Source organism: Methanosarcina horonobensis HB-1 = JCM 15518 (assembly GCF_000970285.1).
GTDB classification, from domain to species: domain Archaea; phylum Halobacteriota; class Methanosarcinia; order Methanosarcinales; family Methanosarcinaceae; genus Methanosarcina; species Methanosarcina horonobensis.
In genome coordinates this window covers 626,434-643,430 of the sequence record NZ_CP009516.1, presented here as the reverse complement: position 1 = coordinate 643,430, position 16,997 = coordinate 626,434, and the positions used below count along the sequence as shown (strand labels likewise).

Below are 16,997 nucleotides of genomic sequence, written 5' to 3'. Positions count from 1 at the left end.
TTTATGTTAACATAAAATCTAAGTTCTTCTACCTTCATAAAACCGTATCTTTTTAAAGTTTCTAGAATTTTAAAGCCATCAAGAGTATTATCACTTTCGTTGATAGTTAAAGTATTTCTATTCTAGTAAGATTCTACAGTTTTGATATTATCGAATTTTGGTATCCTACAGGAAAAAAGAGAATTAATATTAAAGTCTAGTAAAAAAAGTAAAGTATTTTTTTGTTAATTTTAATTTTTCTTCAAAAAGACATGATTTAAATAATACTACCAATGATTCAAGAATATCCCTTAGTTTTAGTTTTTAATCTACAATCTGATTATTATTTATTATATTTGAATTAAAAAAGACATTATTGTCCATTAAATTACAAAAATATAAAGATTTGATCTTTGTATCTAAAGATTTAATTTCTCATATAAAATGGATAAATCAGATATAATAAGTTAGATTCAGAATCCAAATGTAGAAGTTATTTGAATTTTGGGACAAACATAGATTAGATTATCAAAACAGACAATTAATAATAGGAATATTTGGAGGAACAAAATGCATTTCAATGAAAAATCAGTTATGAAAATTTTGATATGTGTTTTAAGTGTAATAATGATGTCAAGTTTAATTGCTGTAGGAGCAGCTTCGTATAATGACATTACAAAACCTGCAGCAAATCCTACGAATTTTATTTCAGAAGATGAATGGGACTATGATGAATGGGACTACAATGAATGGGACTACAATGAATGGGACTATGATGATGAATGGGACTATGATGATGAATGGGACGATGACCAAGAGTGGGATGATGAAGAAGGGGATGATGAAGAGTGGGACTTTGACGAAGTAAATGAATGGGACGATGATGAAGAGTGGGACTTTGACGAAGTAAATGAATGGGACGATGATGAAGAGTGGGACTTTGACGAAGTAAATGAATGGGACGATGATGAAGAGTGGGATTTTAACGAAGTAAATGAATGGAACTTTGATGAAGAATGGGACGATGATGAAGAGTGGGATGATGAAGAGTGGGATAATGAAGAAGGGAACTTTGACGAAGTAAATGAATGGGACGACGATGAAGAGTGGGATGATGAAGAAGATGAATGGTGAAGTCGTATAATATCTGCGATCAGATATTATTACAGGACCAGTGAATAAGTATAACCAATAAGCCAAAAACGTTTATGTGCCGGAGAGTTAGAAATACTCTCCGCACAAAAGTTAAAACTGAAACTATTGAACATAACTATTTTTCAGATAACTTTTCTAACATTTCAAAAAAACAGCCTGATTTTTAGGTAATTTTTGTTCAATTTTCAAAAGATAAATAGAATCTATGTTGTATTATCGAGGAAGGGAGCTTACTGAAACGAAGATGCAGGGAAGAAAAATACCCGCGCTTTCGCATCTTTCAGTAACAAAGAAGTCGACCATAATTTTTCAGAAATTAAGTACAGATTGGCCTTAAAGATAATACATTTTCACATAGGACAGATGTACTCGACATAGAAGATCGAGTACATAAAATATTATTTGCCATTTTTCAGTTCAAATGGGTAAGTCCTATATATCTTCAGTTCAACGGTCCCATCAATTATGGAATATAGTTCTACCAGCTGTGCGAGAGATTTTTGAAATGATTCGCAAGTTTATACTTTTCTGATTTCTTCAGCCCCGCCCATATACGGTCTGAGAACTTCAGGAATCTCGACGCTGCCGTCCTCACGCTGGTAGTTCTCAAGTATTGCAACAACCGTCCTGCCAACAGCAAGGCCCGAGCCGTTAAGCGTGTGGACAAACTGAGGACCTTCAGGAGTCCTGAAACGGATATTGGCTCTCCTTGCCTGGAAGTTCTCAAAATTCGAGCATGAGGAGATTTCCCTGTATTTCTTCTGTGCAGGTACCCATACCTCGAGGTCATAAGTCTTGGCAGCCGAGAATCCTAGGTCTCCGGTGCAGAGGCTTACTACACGATACGGCAGATTAAGGAGTTTGAGAATCTCTTCAGCATCGAGAGTGAGTTTTTCCAGTTCTTCATAAGATGTCTCAGGTTTCGCGAACTTGACAAGTTCAACCTTATTGAACTGATGCTGGCGGATAATGCCTCTTGTATCCTGACCATGTTTTCCAGCCTCACGCCTGAAGCAGGCAGTATATGCAGTAAGGAACACCGGCAGGTTTTCCATATATTCATCCATATAGAGGTTAGTTACCGGAACCTCTGCTGTCGGGGCAAGATAATAACCGTCAGCGCACAGGTACATATCATCTTTAAATTTCGGAAGCTGTCCTGTGCCGGTCATAGCTTTTTCATTGATGAGGACAGGCGGAAAAACCTCGAGATAGCCCTGCTCGGCATGTACGTCAAGCATGAAATTTATGAGCGCTCTCTCGAGTTTCGCACCCATGCCTTTATAGACTGTAAAGCCCTGGCCTGCGATTTTTGCTCCTCTTTCAAAGTCAAGTATATCCAGTTCTTCTCCTATCTCCCAGTGCGGCTTTGGAGTAAATGTGAATTCTCTTGGCTCTCCAACCACCCTTACAACCGGATTGTCGTTCTCATCCTTGCCTATCGGTGTTGTTTCGGAAGGGATGTTTGGGATGCTGAGCATTATTTCATTTATTTTTGACTTATAGTCGCGTATCTTATCGTCCAGTTCTTTAATGCGACTGTTGATGCTCTGCATTTCATTTATCTTGGATGCAGCGTCTTTGTTTTCCTTCTTAAGCTGCGCTATCTCGCGAGTGACCACATTTCGCTTATGCTTCAGGCTGTCGCCCTCGGCAAGACATTCCCTCCATGCCGCGTCGTATTCAAGAAGGCTGTCTATAAGCTCGGTGCCCATGTTCCTGCTAACGAGAGCACGCCCAACTATGTCGGGGTTATTACGTACAAATTTAAGTTCCAGCATGTTAAGCCCGTGATATCCTGCATGTTAGCTAATATATATTTTGCTATTTTTAGGCTGTAAGCCTGTATAAGAGACAGAAAACTGAAGAAATAAGTAATGGAAAAAAAGGAAAGTAAGGGAATCCATTAATTGCCCCAGCAGGCAAGGATTTTCCCATAAGGACTTTCCTCAAAGTAACTGACTAATTGACTTGCCTCCTCGCTGGAATCATTGGATTCCGAACCCAGAAGTAAACTTGAGAGGCTTACCCTGTTCATATACACAACTTTTGGCTCCCCCTGGACACCTCCCAGTTCCGCAGCCTTATCAATTGCATCATAGAGATTTCCAAAGTCGTCCACAAGCCCAAGTTCTTTTGCTCTGGACCCGCTATAGATACGGCCGTCAGCAAGTTCTTTTACCTCACTCCGGCTCATGTTCCGCCCTTCTGCAACCTGAGTTATAAAGTCTTCATAACTCTCCATTACAACTGTATCAGCATATTCTTTCTCTTCATCCGTAAGCCCTCTCCACGTACTCCCCATGTCTTTGAACTCGCCGGATTTCGAAACGTAATGATCCACACCTTCATTCTGGTAATAACCAGACATGTTCTCAAAGGTCCAGATAACTCCAATGGATCCCGTATTTGTAGAGGGATTTACAAAGATGTAATCTGCTGGTGTAGAGATATAGTATGCAGCACTGGCTCCAAGATCTCCCATAGAAACAATAACAGGAACACCCTGTTCCTGGGCTTTCTCGATCTCTGCTGTTATTTCCTGAGCGGCTGCGGGAGATCCACCCCCACTATTTATCCTGAGTACGATTGCCTTGACGTTTTTATCCGCTACAGCAGAGCGAATTTTCTCAGAAATTTCTTCCGAAGTTGCATAGCCGAGACCTGCAGGAACATTTCCAGTGAGCATGGTGCCCTGCACATAAATTACCGCTATTTTCTCAGAACTTCCCAGATTTCCTCCGAAACCGAGCCCATAAAAAATAGCAGCTATACTGACCACAATAACAGTAATAAGAGCCAGCAATACCACGATATAGGATGTACCGCTGCGTTTCTTTTTAGGTACAGAAGGAGAAGAGCCCGAATTCATACTTAAACTCTCATTTTCGATATTTTTCATAGTAGGGTTTTGGATAGAAGATCCCTGAACATCCATTTTTGCTGTCACCTGTCTTTCAGGAGCAGAATAGGAATCTGATGAATTATTTTTGATTTTACTCTCCAAAATGTCTCCATCAGATGTAATGGTTCCTTTTCTATTGTAAGTACTGTTTTTTGAAATGTCGTCTTCGAAAGTCTTTTCAGAATCCGTGCTTTTTGAATCAATGTTTTCCGAATTTACATTTTCATCATTCATATTTACAGGACCGTATTTTTTGGATTTTTTCTCTAATTTCCCCGGTCTGTACTTTTTCACTGCTGAAAACTCCAGTTAAGGGGCAGGCAAATTTCCTGAGAGGAACTGCCAGAAGTATATTTTTCAAAAGCCCGCAGATAAAAAAATTAATTCAATAGGTCTAAATTGCCAGAGTAACTATTATATGTTTCTCTGCATTTCACCCCTCTTTATATATGATTATCAACTATCCCTCAAATAAGTTACCTTGTAAATACAATAAGCGAAATATATTTCAGAATTGCAATCATCCAGAAGAGATACACCTATAAAAATATATGGAGATAAGAATGTCAAACTCATCCAGTAAACCCGTACTTGTCACATGTGGCCTGCCCTATGCCAACGGCAAGGCACATATCGGGCATCTTCGGACCTATGTGCCTGCTGATATTTTTGCTCGCTCCCTGAAAAAGGAAGGAAGGGAGGTAACCTTTGTTTGCGGCTCGGATACCCATGGAACCCCTATTGTCGTAAACGCTGAAGAGCTCGGGATCACACCTAAAGAGCTCGTAGAGATTTATCACAAACACTTTGAAGAAACTTTCAAACAGCTTGGAGTTTACTTTGATGCTTTCGGGACAACTGATGACCCTGAAAACCATAACCGGACCCTTGACATCGTAAACAGGCTGATTGAAAAAGGCTATGTTTACCCAAAAGTCATAGAGATCGCTTACTGCCCGGCGTGCAACCGCTTCCTTCCTGACCGCTATGTAGAAGGAGTCTGCCCTTATTGCGAGGAAATTGCCAGAGGTGACGAATGCGACCAGGGCTGCGGAAAACATCTGGAGCCCGGAGAGCTTCAGAATCCCGTATGTACTATTTGTGGAGGACCTGCAGAGTACCGCCAGCAGGAGCACTTCTTTTTCAAACTTTCCGAATTCAGTGACTACCTGAGGGATTATCTCTCAAACGACCTTGGAGGAACCATCAATGCTATTAACTATGCACTTGGCTGGGTAAAGCAGGGGCTTACGGACTGGTGCATTACACGGAACCTGGAATGGGGAGTTAAATTCCCAGGACATGACGAACTTGTGGTTTATGTATGGGTGGACGCCCCGATAGGATACATTGCTTTTACCGAGGAATGGGCTGCACAGGCAGGAAATTCCTGGGAAAAGTTCTGGAAAGAGGACGGGGAAATAGTCCACTTCATAGGAGGAGACATTACCTACCACCACTGCATTTTCTGGCCTGCCATGCTTAAAGGTGCAGATTATTCCGTACCTACAGCCGTTGTAGCCTCAGGAATGGTCAAAATAGAAGACAGGAAATTCTCCAAAACCAGAGGTTATGTCGTCTGGGTAGGAGAAGACTATCTTGACCACGGATTCCATCCCGACCTTCTCAGGTACTACCTTGCAAGCTATACCTCACACACCAAAGAACTGAACTTCTCCTGGCGCGTGCTTCAGGAAAAGATCAATGCCGAACTGGTGGCAGTGCTCGGAAACTTCATGTATAGAACCATGCTTTTTGCTTTCAAGAATTACGGAGATGTACCCGAAGGAGAGCTCGAGCCAGAAGTCAAGAAAGAGATAGAAAAGGCTTTAGGAGAGGTTAAAGCTGCAATGGCTGAGTACGAGTTCAAGAAAGCCGTTGACTCTGCAATGACCCTTGCCTCTTTCGGAAATACTTACTTCCAGTCCCACGAACCCTGGAAACTGATAAAAGAAGACAGAACCGCATGCGGACAGGTAGTCTATAATTGCCTGCACCTGGTAAAAGCCCTGAGCCTGATATTTGAACCCGTGCTCCCGCAAACCATGGAAGAAGCCTGGAAAGAACTCGGACAGGAGAGCGATATACACGCCGCGCACTATGACGAAGCTCTTGTGCCCCTGAAGGTAGGCATAAAACTTGCAAAACCTGAAATCCTCTTTACCAAGCTCGAAGATGACAGGATAGGAGAGATGGAAGAAATTGCAAACCAGCGTGTAAAAGCTGCAAACGCAAAGAGAAACGCAGTAAAGGGTAGTGAAAAGGAGCCCTCAAAATCCGAAGGAATGGGACCTTCTGAAGAGGCAAAAGCTGCCGAAAAGGCCGTAAAGGCTGCAAAACCAGAAGAGAAAGGGCAAATGGAAATGCTTCCAATGGTCGATTGCGAGGACTTTGCAAAACTTGACATCAGGGTAGGAAAAGTAGTCTTTGCCGAACCCGTAAAGAAGTCAAAAAAGCTCCTGAGGGTTGAAGTGGACATAGGAGAGGAAAAGCCGAGGCAACTCGTTGCGGGCATGGCTTCGTATTACACTCCCGAAGAGCTTGTCGGAAAGCCCGTAATCGTTCTCGCCAACATGAAGCCTGCCAAACTCTGCGGAGTTGAGTCAAATGGCATGATGCTTGCAGCCGATGATGGAGGAGCAATTGTAGCAGCCCTGATGCCTGATAAAGAGATTAAGCCGGGTTCAAGAATAAGATAAAATTAGAATGAGATAGAAATTTAAAGCCGGTTTAAGATCCAAAACAGGTAAATTTGATGTTTGTCTTCGTGCCCGCATTTGTACGGGCATGAAAGTGTATGGCAGGAAGTAATCAAACGACTACTTCCTGCCTTAAGACCATGAGCCTCTTCTGGCCGTCAATAACCTTTAAGACAATCTTATCTCCTGCAGTGACATTATCAAGTTTTCCAATATCTTCAGGATACATGGGAGTAAGATAAAGGCTTACCGTATCTCCGGCATTCAGGGTTGTGCCGTATAAATGAGAAATATTTAGTTCGAAACTATCACCTTCAACTTCTACAACTATTTTCGTATCGTTCTTGAAAGTAAATGGCTCTCCACCGTTATGTTCAAGCTTTATCAGGTTTCCCTCAAGCTCTCCAGTGTCAAGCCTGCCGCCCATTGAAAGCCCTGTTGAGTATGACTGTAGGATACCTGTAATGCTGCTGGAACCTATAGCGTATGCAAAAATAATGGTTAAAAGAGTTAGTAAAGCAACCCCAACAACCGGCGAGACAGCTTTTTTGTTGTTTAAAATCTCTGCCGCACTCATTTTCCACTCCAAACTCGAAAATGTTCATGGAGTATTTAGCAGTTGCATGTATATAAAATATTAGCCTGTTTTGGATTAGGGAATTTTAACTGTTAAATATAAAAGTCTGACATAGCAAAGGAAACGGCAAATAAGAAAAAAGAAAATAAGTGAGCATAAAACGGTACGAATTCCAGAATACCTAACCCTAAAAAATGCTTTCAGTTTCTCTTTTCCAGCACCATTTCAAGGTAAGAAGTCCGGATAGAATCGGTTTCACTCAGTCCAAACTGAGACAAGAATTTAAATAACTGATCCCTTGAACTCTTAAGGTCTTTTTCATCTTCCACATCAAGCTCTACTTCCAGAAACTCTCCAAGCCCTTCAACTGCATCAAGGCAAACAGTGATCTCTCCTGCCCTGAAAATGTCCCTTTTTTTATGGACTGTACCGGCTTCCTGGAAACCCAGGGAATGGAAAATTTTTGCCGTAGTAGCTCCATCCACAGGTGTTTCAAGCTCTACCCGGGTTTTGGAGACCTTATCGAGTTTGGGACCTTTATAAGTCAGTACAGCCTGCCCGCCCAGAGAACGGATCCTGAGAGCCTCATCGGTTTTTGCAAAATTCCTGTATGGAGCTGCAAAATAGACATCTGACTGTTCTTCAACTCCGATTTTACTTGCCCCGATTTTCTCAAGGATAGGGCGGATCTTTGAATGATCCGCTTTTACCTTGACTTCCACTTCAATCATAATTCCAGACATCTCCGGTTAAATCCATGGTTCAATCCGTTTTAAATAAATAGGATGCCCGGCCGAAAAAAAATCCGGATACAATCAGGCATCTACAGGGACGAATTTGGTGCCATAGTAAATCATACCACGGTCACCGTCTTCCCCGAGCTTTCTGAACACAGACCTGACCCGCGTTCCGATCTGGATTTTGTCAGGGTCGCCAACTACCTGAGAGGTCAGACGGGGTCCCTCATCCAGTTTAATAATTGCAAGGGTATAGGGAGCCTGGCCTTCAAAACCTTCCGCAGCGGTGTGAATCAGTGTATAGCTTATGATTTCACCGGTACCTTTGAATTTAAAGGATTCTAGCTCGCCCGTGCGCCTACAGTTTACGCAAATATTGCGCGGGGGATAGAAAAATTCCCCGCATTCCTTGCAGTGGGTTCCTTCAAGGTTATACCTGCTGCCGAGGTTTCTCCAGAATCTTGGAACAGAAGACATCGAATATCACCTCTCCCTCGAGAAAATATGTACTACTGCTGTCGCTCCTGACCCTCCTACGTTGTGGGTCATCCCGTACTCAGCTCCTGCTACCTGGCGCTTGCCTGCATCCCCACGAAGCTGGGTTACGATTTCCACAGCCTGTTTTATTCCTGTTGCTCCTACAGGGTGTCCGCAGGCTTTCAGACCACCTGATGTGTTGACAGGAATCCTGCCACCAATTGCAGTTTCACCGTTTGCGGTGACAATTCCGCCTTTACCTTTCTCAGCAAAGCCGAGGTCTTCAATTGCGCAGATCTCGGCAATAGTAAAGCAGTCGTGTACTTCTACGAGGTCTATGTCTTCAGGAGTTAATTTTGCCATTGAATATGCCCGCTTTGCAGCCATTACGGTTGCGTCCAGAGTAGTGATGTCCCTTCTGTCGTGCAGGGCAATAGTGTCACTTGCCTGTGCTGTTGCCTCAATATAAATGGGAGTATCGGTATATTTATGGGCAATTTCCGCAGGCGCCAGAACAAGTGCTGATGCTCCGTCGGTTATCGGCGAGCAGTCAAAGATATGTAACGGGTCGGCCACCATTATTGATTTCAGTACATCATCTACGGAAATTTCATTCTTGTACTGGGCAATAGGGTTAAGACACCCGTTTTTATGGTTCTTTACGGCTACTTCTGCAAGCTGTTCGCTTGTAGTTCCGTACCTGTGCATATGCAGTTTTGCAATCATTGCATAAAGCCCTGGGAATGTTGCTCCTGCCATGCCTTCCCATTCCCGGTCAGCGGCTGCTGCAAGAGCTGAAGATGCTTCTTCTGACCCCACGTCTGTCATTTTTTCTGCTCCTGCTGCAACCACAATATCGCTGTAGCCTGAAGCTACAGTCATTATAGCCTGGCGCAGGGAGAGCCCTCCGGATGCACAGGCGGCTTCCACTCTGGTAGCCGGAACATGAAGGTTCCTTGAGAGTCCGGAATAATCCGCAATGAGAGCTCCTATGTGTTCCTGCTCAACAAAGCGGCCTCCACTCATATTTCCAATGTAAAGGGCATCGATGTCTTTTCCGCTTACGCCTGCATCTTCGATTGCTCCGATACCGGCTTCTACAACTATGTCTCTTAAGGAACGCTCCCAGAGTTCTCCGAATTTAGTGTTCTTTACTCCGATAATTGCTACGTCTCTCATTATATTCACCCCGTTTTCAGGCCAGGCGAATCTTGCCTTTATGCCTGGCATATCTTGCGTAGTCGATGTATACAGGATCCTTGATAAGTTCGGAAACCGTCGGAGCCCTGTTTCGGATTTCCTCAATCCTGTCTGTAACTGTTATGCTGAATGCGTCAGATCCTGCTCCAGATCCGAAGGCAGTTGCAAATATCCTATCTCCTGGCTTTGCCTGGTCAAGGGTTGCAGCTATTCCCATCAGGCAGGAACCTGAATAGGTGTTCCCTATTTTCGGAACAACAAGTCCGGGAGTAATCTGAACTTTTGTAAACCCAAGCATTTTTGCAGCCTTGCTCGGGAATTTTCCGTTTGGCTGGTGAAAAACTGCATAATCGTAGTCTTCAGGCTTTGTCCCGAGTTTTTCAAGCAGACCTTTCGCTCCGTTTGTCACGTGTTTGAAATACCCCGGATCTCCAGTAAAACGCCCTCCGTGCTCGGGATAAGGCATTCCTTCTCTTCTCCAGAAGTCAGGGGTATCTGTTGTAAAAGAGTATGTATCTTCAATGATAGCGGCAAGTTCGGATTCTTTCTTTCCGATAAGACAGGCGACTCCTCCTGCTGCGGCAGTGTACTCAAGGGCGTCACTTGGAGCTCCCTGGGAAACGTCCGCTCCTATAGCAAGGCCAAGATCGACCATTCCGGAACCCACAAGCCCCATACAGGCCTGGACTGCTGCTGTTCCTGCTTTACATGCAAACTCGAAGTCTGCTGCAGTCATTTGGGGGGTTGCGCCAATAGCCTGGGCTACAATAGTACTTGTCGGTTTTACAGCGTAGGGATGACTTTCCGAACCTGTATACACTGCCCCTATTCTGGATGGAGCGACACCGCTTCTTGCCATCGCGTTTCTTGCAGCCTCTACTGCGATCGTTGCTGCGTCTTCGTCTATATCTGGTACGGATTTTTCGTATACCATGAGACCGTTTTTGAGAGCCTCTGCGTCATCACCCCAGAGCCGGGCGATTTCTTCAATTTTTATGCGGTATCTCGGAACATATGCACCGTAAGATACGATTCCAATGGTCATGCTTTCACCTGTTTTTAAGTGTTTAGGGTATTTTCCAGGGGTCATTCCCTTGCGTAGTATTGACTGTATTTTTTCAGTAGCTGCACAATCTGATCGAGATCCATTGTAGTTGCGACCAGGGGGATACGGTCTACTTCCGCCATCTTGACTGCAACCGGTTCTACCTCTTCTTTACGAAGTCCGTGGAGCACAACAGCTCCGGGTTTCAGGTTGGTTACCCGAATAGCTACCAGAGGGGATTTTCCGGTAGTGACTTTTGTAAAGATCATGGCTCTGTCCGTACTCCAGCCATAGAGCTTCTGGAACTCGTGTGAAGAAAGTTCCAGGATTGCCCGCTGACTGTCGACGACAGAAAAACCATATAGAGGCTTCTCAATCCCTTTGTAAACAATATCGCCTTCAATAAGGTTAACCAGTTTAGCAAGCTGTATCGGGAGTGTATACTCGTAGGTTGAGTAGATGGATTTTGAGCTGTTTTCAGCATTCAGGATTGATTCGTAAGTGTGGATCTTTTTGCCTCCCCGCTCGATATCAATTTCAAGCAGGGACTCTACGATCTTCCGGATAATCAGCGTCCCTGGAGACTTTCGCCTCCCGCTCTCGTAATCGCTGATAACGGAGGGAGAAACCTTAAGGTAATTTGCAATATCGGTCTGGGATATCTCAAAGTTTAATCTCCATTTCTTCAGTGACTCTCCGGGTTTTTCTGAGAGTGTAATATCTCCAGCCATTTTTTCCGCCAGGCGGTTGCGCAGATTTTCTGAGGAATCGTTGGATGTCATGACTTACTTAATCTAAGAGGAAGCATTAGCATATATATCTAACGAATGCGAGTTCGGCAATTGTCGCAGAGCGTTAACCGCTGAAGAAAAGCATATCTGTATCAAAAAATTTATAACATGTGCAAGAGAAATTAGAATGTGATGCCTGCAAATTCACGGAACTCGGAAATAAGCATCTCAGATCTCCTCCTATATATCAATTGCCCGCGACGTGTATACTTTGTCAGCCGCGGATTTGAACTGTTTCCGGAAATAAACGCTTCACGTCTCGAGAGAATGTTACTGAAAGAACTCTCCCTAAATTATCCTGAAATTGTGAAAAAGTGTTCGTTAAACGCCGATAACCTGTGCAGAGAACTTGAAGCCTCCCTTAACCAGGCTTATGAAGATTTCCCGCTAATGTTTCCGAGAGAATTTGCACGGATAGAAAAGGAACTTCTGGAAGAAGGGAGCGCGCGGGCAAGAGCTAAAATTCCCGAAATTGCGACTAACCTCCTTAAAGGACTTGAAGAATTTGGGAAAGACTCCATGCTTGCGGCACTTACCCCCGTTAAAACAGAACCTATTATTTCTTCAGAGCGCCTGAACCTGAAGGGATCACCATCCAAGATAGTCTGTTTTGAGGGCGTTAACGTTCCATCAATTATAAAGCCTGGTAGCTGTCCTCTCCAGGGTGTATGGGCGTCTGACAGAATGCACGCTGCATCACTTGCCCTCCTCCTTGAAGCCGAGTCCGGAAAAGAAGTTTCCTTCGCCTTTGTCGAGTATGTAAGTTTCGGGCTACTCCGAAAGGTGGTTATCAGAAGCTCGGACCGCAGAGAAGTATTAAAAACCTGCAGGCGTGTGGAAAAAATAAAATCCGGATTCATGCCTGAGAAAACGGAAGAAAAATTCTGTACGGAATGCACCTTTTCAGAGCACTGTGTTTCGAATTCTTCTCTTCTGTCCAAATTTTTCTAAATCGGGAATGGAAAAAAAGTACAGCACGATGAAGAAGGCAAAAACCAGAAGGAAACAAACATCAGGGTAATAGAAGGTAAACCTCAAGGCGCTGAGGAAACTCCGTAATAAGAAATTTCCTTAAAATATTGACAGGCCGAATACAGCCCATGTTTTATATGGCGATAACATGCGAAGAAAAATAATATTTTATTTGATTACTGGTCTTACAGGTCTTACTATTTTTTACTTTAGCGAAGTCATTGGTGAAATTATAGTACACGACTCTCGGTTAATCAAAATTTCACTTATGGGGTCCTTTGTTTTAGGGCTTGCTTATTGCGCGATTTTAGATCAGCTGGGAATTTATAAGGATTAATTTCGCAAAGTATCTGTTTTTAGTCGGTTGTAATGTCTACACGTATACATACGTAACGCATGCATGTATTATATCGCGCACGTAAATTGGTTCGGGAAAAGTATGCTTTAGAAAATTAGACAGGAGAATCCTATAAATATAAATAGGTTTCAATAAATTTTCTTGCTGTTGTTTTTGGAATTTGTTAGAAGCTTTTTAGGACTTAGTAACCTGGCCTGTAGGGATTTGCAAGGATGGATTGACCTCTCAACCTTGAGCCTGCAATTTATCATAAAATATCTTTATACCTGCACTTATTCCTCTGAATCTTGCAATTTTGAGAATATATCAGTCCAGAATTTACATAGATTAATTTGAATATCGACCTATAAGACTGTAAGATAGTACTGATATTTTTTATATATATTTTTGAGTATGAGTTAGGGCAATTTGATCATATATATAATTTCTAGCCAAATCATCAAACAATCAAAAACTAGGATTAATTTCAGATTCTTTTCGAGTCTGAAAAAACAATTGTTCGAGAATTTACGCAGAAAACTTATAAGGAGTCAATAAAGAAGAGTACATAGGAGTTTATAGAGTTTAAATATATTTTCCAAAGCATTTATCGAACTTAATATTTTACTGGATAGTCAGTTTATTTTTTATCGATTTTTATTATAAATATGCCAATGAACTATGTTTTAATAGAGGATTTAAAAAAATAAAAAATTATACTATATAAACTAACAATATAAAAAATAGTTACAACTTCGTATATGGCTGAAGGAATAAGTTAAAATTTCGGCAACTATGGCAGAACCGGCATGTTCGGGATACGCTATCTTCTTGAAAAATTAACAGTTGCCGATGAAGACACATAGATCGCTTCTTGCTTAACATCTGGCTTTTATCCCTAAGCTCTGCACTCAATAAAAAATGGGTTTTACAACATGAATTAAAGAAAAAATTACTCGTTGAAGGAGGAGCATGATGACAACGGAAGGATTCAAATCGATACTCATGCTGGCATTTGTAACTATGATCCTCTTTGCCTCAGGCTGCACGGAAGAAAACCTGAGTGCAGAAGAGATTGTAACCCAGATGCTGGACAAACAGAACAGCACTGAAGACTATTCGTATACAATGTACATGACCTCCTACACAGAGGGAAAGACTGCGGAAATCGAATATAAGACCATGTTCAAAAAGCCGAACATGAGTAAAGATATTATAACGGAACCCGGGAAAAAAGATCAGATAATTATTGTTTCGGATGGGGAATTCACGTGGAATTACATCCCGGCTACGAATGAAGTCATAAAAATGGAGCTTCCCGATATCCCCGAACCTACGAAAAATGATTACATCAATGCCATAGGCGAATTTCTGAATTCTACAAATGTAACACTGCTCAGAGTGGAAAACATAGATGGAAGGACTGCTTACCTGCTGGAGACAAGTCCGAAAGAAAAAGATGGAGCTTATCCGATGATAGGCAGGACAAAAATCTGGGTAGACAAAGAAACATGGATGCCTCTGAGATATGAAATATATGACAGCGATGGGAATCTGACCGCGAAAATAGAAATTCGGGACCTGAAAGTCAACTATGGAATTCCGGACTCTGAGTTTAAATTCGAGATTCCGGACGGTGTAGAAGTAAAAACACTGGATATTAAGGAAATCAAATCCTCTGAAAAACCGAACCCTAAAGAAGCAAGAGAGAAAACCAGTTTTTGAAATCCTCATTCCAGAGTACCTGCCAACAGGAAAGGAAAAACAGAGTGACAGAAACTGCAATTTGAATAAAGTAATACAAACAACAAAGGAGGAGAATATTCTCCTTTTCTTCTCTGTTTATTTTCGTTATTCTTACCATTTTTTCAAAAGTGATATCATGAAAACCGGAAATTTATTATTTATAGGAATAGTGGTCGGGCTTGTATTATTTGGATTTTTCGAATTTTTAGGGCTTGATCCGAGATATGGAGGAATTATAAGCGCGGTTATTGTAGGTACGTTAATTGGTACAAAAATAGGCAAAGGCTCGGAGAAATATGCTTTTTTTTCAATATTTACGTATAACCTGATTGGCTGGATTCTAGTATTTTTGTTTACTTCCGATGGAAAGCTTGCGTTACAATATGGGGGTATAGCTTTATCTGCTCTCATCGGTTTTGCGCTTATCATGGTCTGTTTCTATTCAATAATCGGGTCCTTTGGAGCATTTGTTGCCTCCAACCTGAGCAGGAACAAACAGGATGAAGGATTATGAATTTCTCTGAAATACGGATTATTGGGGAAGATGAAATCTTTAGAGGTTCAAAAAGTAGATATGTATGGCTTTTTGGCGGAATTTTTATCTTTCTTTGTTTCCTGATAATGCATTATAGTACCAGTTACCTATTCCTTTTCTTTTCAAATTACGGCGGCATTCCATATACTTTGATTTCTTATCAGGTGGTATTGCTTATCGGACCTTTTATGACTATGATAACATCTTTTGATATCGTAAGTAGTGAAACTGAAACCGGGTCAATAAGATACATTCTCTCCAAGGTCCACAGGTCGTCTTTTATCTTAGGAAAATTTTTCTTTCTATTTCTGGTATTTACATCTGTTTCCTTTGGAATTGCACTTATAAGCCTGATATATCAGTATTCCGCAGGAAGCGCTTTGCAGTTCGAAAGTATTATTTTATTTTGGATTTCCTCAAGCCTTTATCTGGGGTGCTTCATAGGTATTTTTATATTCATCTCAACATTGTCTGCAAACAATAAAATTTCATTTACAATGTCTGTAGTCTTTCTTGGGATTTTGATATTTTTCATTTTACAGGGAAATGAGAGTTATCTGAAATATATCACCCCCTTCTATTATGGGATTAAAAATATGGAGTTCATGAAGGGCTTCCCGGTTGAAAGTGAATACCTCAAGGTTTTTGAAAGTCTACTTTCAATATTTCTGTACATGCTGGTTTTTTTGTCCATGAGTTTGGTAGCCATTAAAAGGAGGGATTTCTAATTACTGCAGCTATCTCTACCAAAGGCCTGTACAAAAAATACAGCTCTCGCTTTGTTCTGGAAAATCTTTCCCTGAATGTGGAAAAGGGGAACATCTACGGTTTCTTGGGCCAGAATGGTGCCGGAAAAACAACTACAATAAAATTACTGTCAGGACTCTCGACACCTACGCAGGGGCAAATTTTTGTTGATGGCATGGACCTGTCTTCCGAATCGGGAAAGATTAAACAGATTCTGGGCCTGGTTCCTCAGGACTCCGGTTTTTATGACGAACGGACCGCCTTAAGCCACATGGTCTATTACGGCAGATTAAAAGGCCTGAGCAAAAAAGAGAGCCTGGAACAATCCAGGATTTTATTGGACAAGGTTGGGCTTGGCAATGAAATGTTCAAAAGAGTGGGCTATTTTTCCCATGGTATGAAAACACGGCTAGGGATTGCGCAGGCTCTTTTGAATAATCCAAAAGTACTGATTCTTGACGAGCCTACAAATGGCCTTGACCCTGTTGGAATCCGGCAAATCCGGCAAATTCTTCGTGAGTGCAATAACAAGGGAATCACGATATTTCTTTCATCCCATAACCTTCTGGAAATACAGGAGATTTGTACTCATGTCGGAATTCTGGATAGAGGCAAACTTATTGCCGAAAGCACAATTGAAAAAATCCGTCACCTTGAGTCAAACGGGGTTATTACGATTGGAGTCTACAATCTCTCCTCTGAGATGATTTCTTTAATCGAGAATCTGGAGTTTGTCATAAAAACCGAATTGAAAGCCGAACATACTCTTGAAATTCTCGTAAACTCCAGGACAGATGTAAAACCGGAAATCAACAGGTTAATTGTTGAAAGTGGAGGCCATGTTTTCAAACTTATAGAAAACTCTCTCTCATTGGAAGATGCATTTTTTAATGCCACCGGAATAAACCTTTAACTTTCAGGTGGAGAGATCATATTTTAACCTCTAAAAGATGCAGGTTCCAAATCATAAATGTAAAGATTGAATCACATAATGAGCTGATCCCAAAATCAAATTGAGATCCCAAATTTTCGAATCTCAAATGATCAACCAAATTTCGGATTAATGAACAACGGTTCAAAAATTCACACAATAGA

General features: G+C 41.8%; 15 protein-coding genes. 7 read left to right on the top strand and 8 right to left on the bottom strand.

What is annotated here, in order from left to right:
- Positions 1–609 precede the first annotated feature (609 nt).
- Positions 610–1,113, top strand: coding sequence for a hypothetical protein (locus MSHOH_RS02775; protein ID WP_158024024.1), 504 nt, complete (start codon positions 610–612; stop codon positions 1,111–1,113).
- Between the two features lie 539 nt (positions 1,114–1,652).
- On the opposite strand, the gene serS is transcribed toward MSHOH_RS02775, so the two are convergent.
- Positions 1,653–2,915, bottom strand: coding sequence for a serine--tRNA ligase (gene serS, locus MSHOH_RS02770; protein ID WP_048137178.1), 1,263 nt, complete (start codon positions 2,913–2,915; stop codon positions 1,653–1,655).
- A 125-nt stretch (positions 2,916–3,040) separates the two neighbouring features.
- The gene (gene sppA / locus MSHOH_RS02765; RefSeq protein WP_048143075.1) at positions 3,041–4,273 is read right to left on the bottom strand and encodes a signal peptide peptidase SppA; all 1,233 of its coding nucleotides are present in this window, start codon (positions 4,271–4,273) and stop codon (positions 3,041–3,043) included.
- A gap of 317 nt (positions 4,274–4,590) precedes the next feature.
- On the opposite strand from sppA, the gene metG reads away from it, so the two are divergent.
- Positions 4,591–6,738: a methionine--tRNA ligase gene (gene metG, locus MSHOH_RS02760; RefSeq protein ID WP_082089219.1), complete on the top strand. Its 2,148-nt coding sequence runs from the start codon at positions 4,591–4,593 to the stop codon at positions 6,736–6,738.
- 112 nt (positions 6,739–6,850) lie between these two features.
- On the opposite strand, the gene MSHOH_RS02755 is transcribed toward metG, so the two are convergent.
- From MSHOH_RS02755 to MSHOH_RS02730, 6 genes are all read right to left on the bottom strand, one after another.
- Positions 6,851–7,315, bottom strand: coding sequence for a type IV pilin N-terminal domain-containing protein (locus tag MSHOH_RS02755; RefSeq protein ID WP_048137174.1), 465 nt, complete (start codon positions 7,313–7,315; stop codon positions 6,851–6,853).
- A 200-nt stretch (positions 7,316–7,515) separates the two neighbouring features.
- Complete coding sequence (gene cyaB / locus MSHOH_RS02750; RefSeq protein WP_048137173.1) at positions 7,516–8,046, bottom strand: class IV adenylate cyclase; 531 nt, start codon at positions 8,044–8,046, stop codon at positions 7,516–7,518.
- 84 nt (positions 8,047–8,130) lie between these two features.
- A complete protein-coding gene (locus tag MSHOH_RS02745; RefSeq protein ID WP_048137170.1) occupies positions 8,131–8,529 on the bottom strand; it encodes a Zn-ribbon domain-containing OB-fold protein in 399 nt (132 codons plus the stop codon).
- 6 nt (positions 8,530–8,535) lie between these two features.
- On the bottom strand, positions 8,536–9,708 hold the full coding sequence (locus MSHOH_RS02740) for a thiolase domain-containing protein (protein ID WP_048137168.1): 1,173 nt from the start codon (positions 9,706–9,708) through the stop codon (positions 8,536–8,538).
- A 16-nt stretch (positions 9,709–9,724) separates the two neighbouring features.
- Positions 9,725–10,774 (bottom strand): hydroxymethylglutaryl-CoA synthase, encoded by a 1,050-nt coding sequence (locus MSHOH_RS02735; RefSeq protein ID WP_048143073.1) that lies wholly within the window; start codon positions 10,772–10,774, stop codon positions 9,725–9,727.
- Positions 10,775–10,815: 41 nt separating this feature from the next.
- On the bottom strand, positions 10,816–11,556 hold the full coding sequence (locus MSHOH_RS02730) for a helix-turn-helix domain-containing protein (RefSeq protein WP_048137167.1): 741 nt from the start codon (positions 11,554–11,556) through the stop codon (positions 10,816–10,818).
- 141 nt (positions 11,557–11,697) lie between these two features.
- Between MSHOH_RS02730 and MSHOH_RS02725 the strand changes: the two genes are divergently transcribed.
- The 5 genes from MSHOH_RS02725 (at position 11,698) to MSHOH_RS02700 (ending at position 16,815) form a co-directional block, all read left to right on the top strand.
- Positions 11,698–12,516, top strand: a complete 819-nt coding sequence (locus MSHOH_RS02725) for a CRISPR-associated protein Cas4 (RefSeq protein WP_239451180.1) — start codon at positions 11,698–11,700, stop codon at positions 12,514–12,516.
- A 1,333-nt stretch (positions 12,517–13,849) separates the two neighbouring features.
- Positions 13,850–14,599 carry a LolA family protein gene (locus MSHOH_RS02715; protein WP_052730677.1) on the top strand — a complete coding sequence of 250 codons (750 nt, stop codon included), beginning with the start codon at positions 13,850–13,852 and terminating at the stop codon, positions 14,597–14,599.
- A gap of 157 nt (positions 14,600–14,756) precedes the next feature.
- Positions 14,757–15,134 carry a hypothetical protein gene (locus tag MSHOH_RS02710; RefSeq protein WP_048143071.1) on the top strand — a complete coding sequence of 126 codons (378 nt, stop codon included), beginning with the start codon at positions 14,757–14,759 and terminating at the stop codon, positions 15,132–15,134.
- Positions 15,131–15,883: an ABC transporter permease gene (locus tag MSHOH_RS02705; RefSeq protein ID WP_048137162.1), complete on the top strand. Its 753-nt coding sequence runs from the start codon at positions 15,131–15,133 to the stop codon at positions 15,881–15,883. Before MSHOH_RS02710 ends, MSHOH_RS02705 begins: the two co-directional genes overlap by 4 nt.
- Entirely contained in the window at positions 15,883–16,815 is a 933-nt protein-coding gene (locus MSHOH_RS02700; RefSeq protein ID WP_275425571.1) for an ABC transporter ATP-binding protein, read from the top strand. The genes MSHOH_RS02705 and MSHOH_RS02700 overlap by 1 nt, the downstream gene beginning before the upstream one ends.
- Positions 16,816–16,997: the final 182 nt, after the last annotated feature.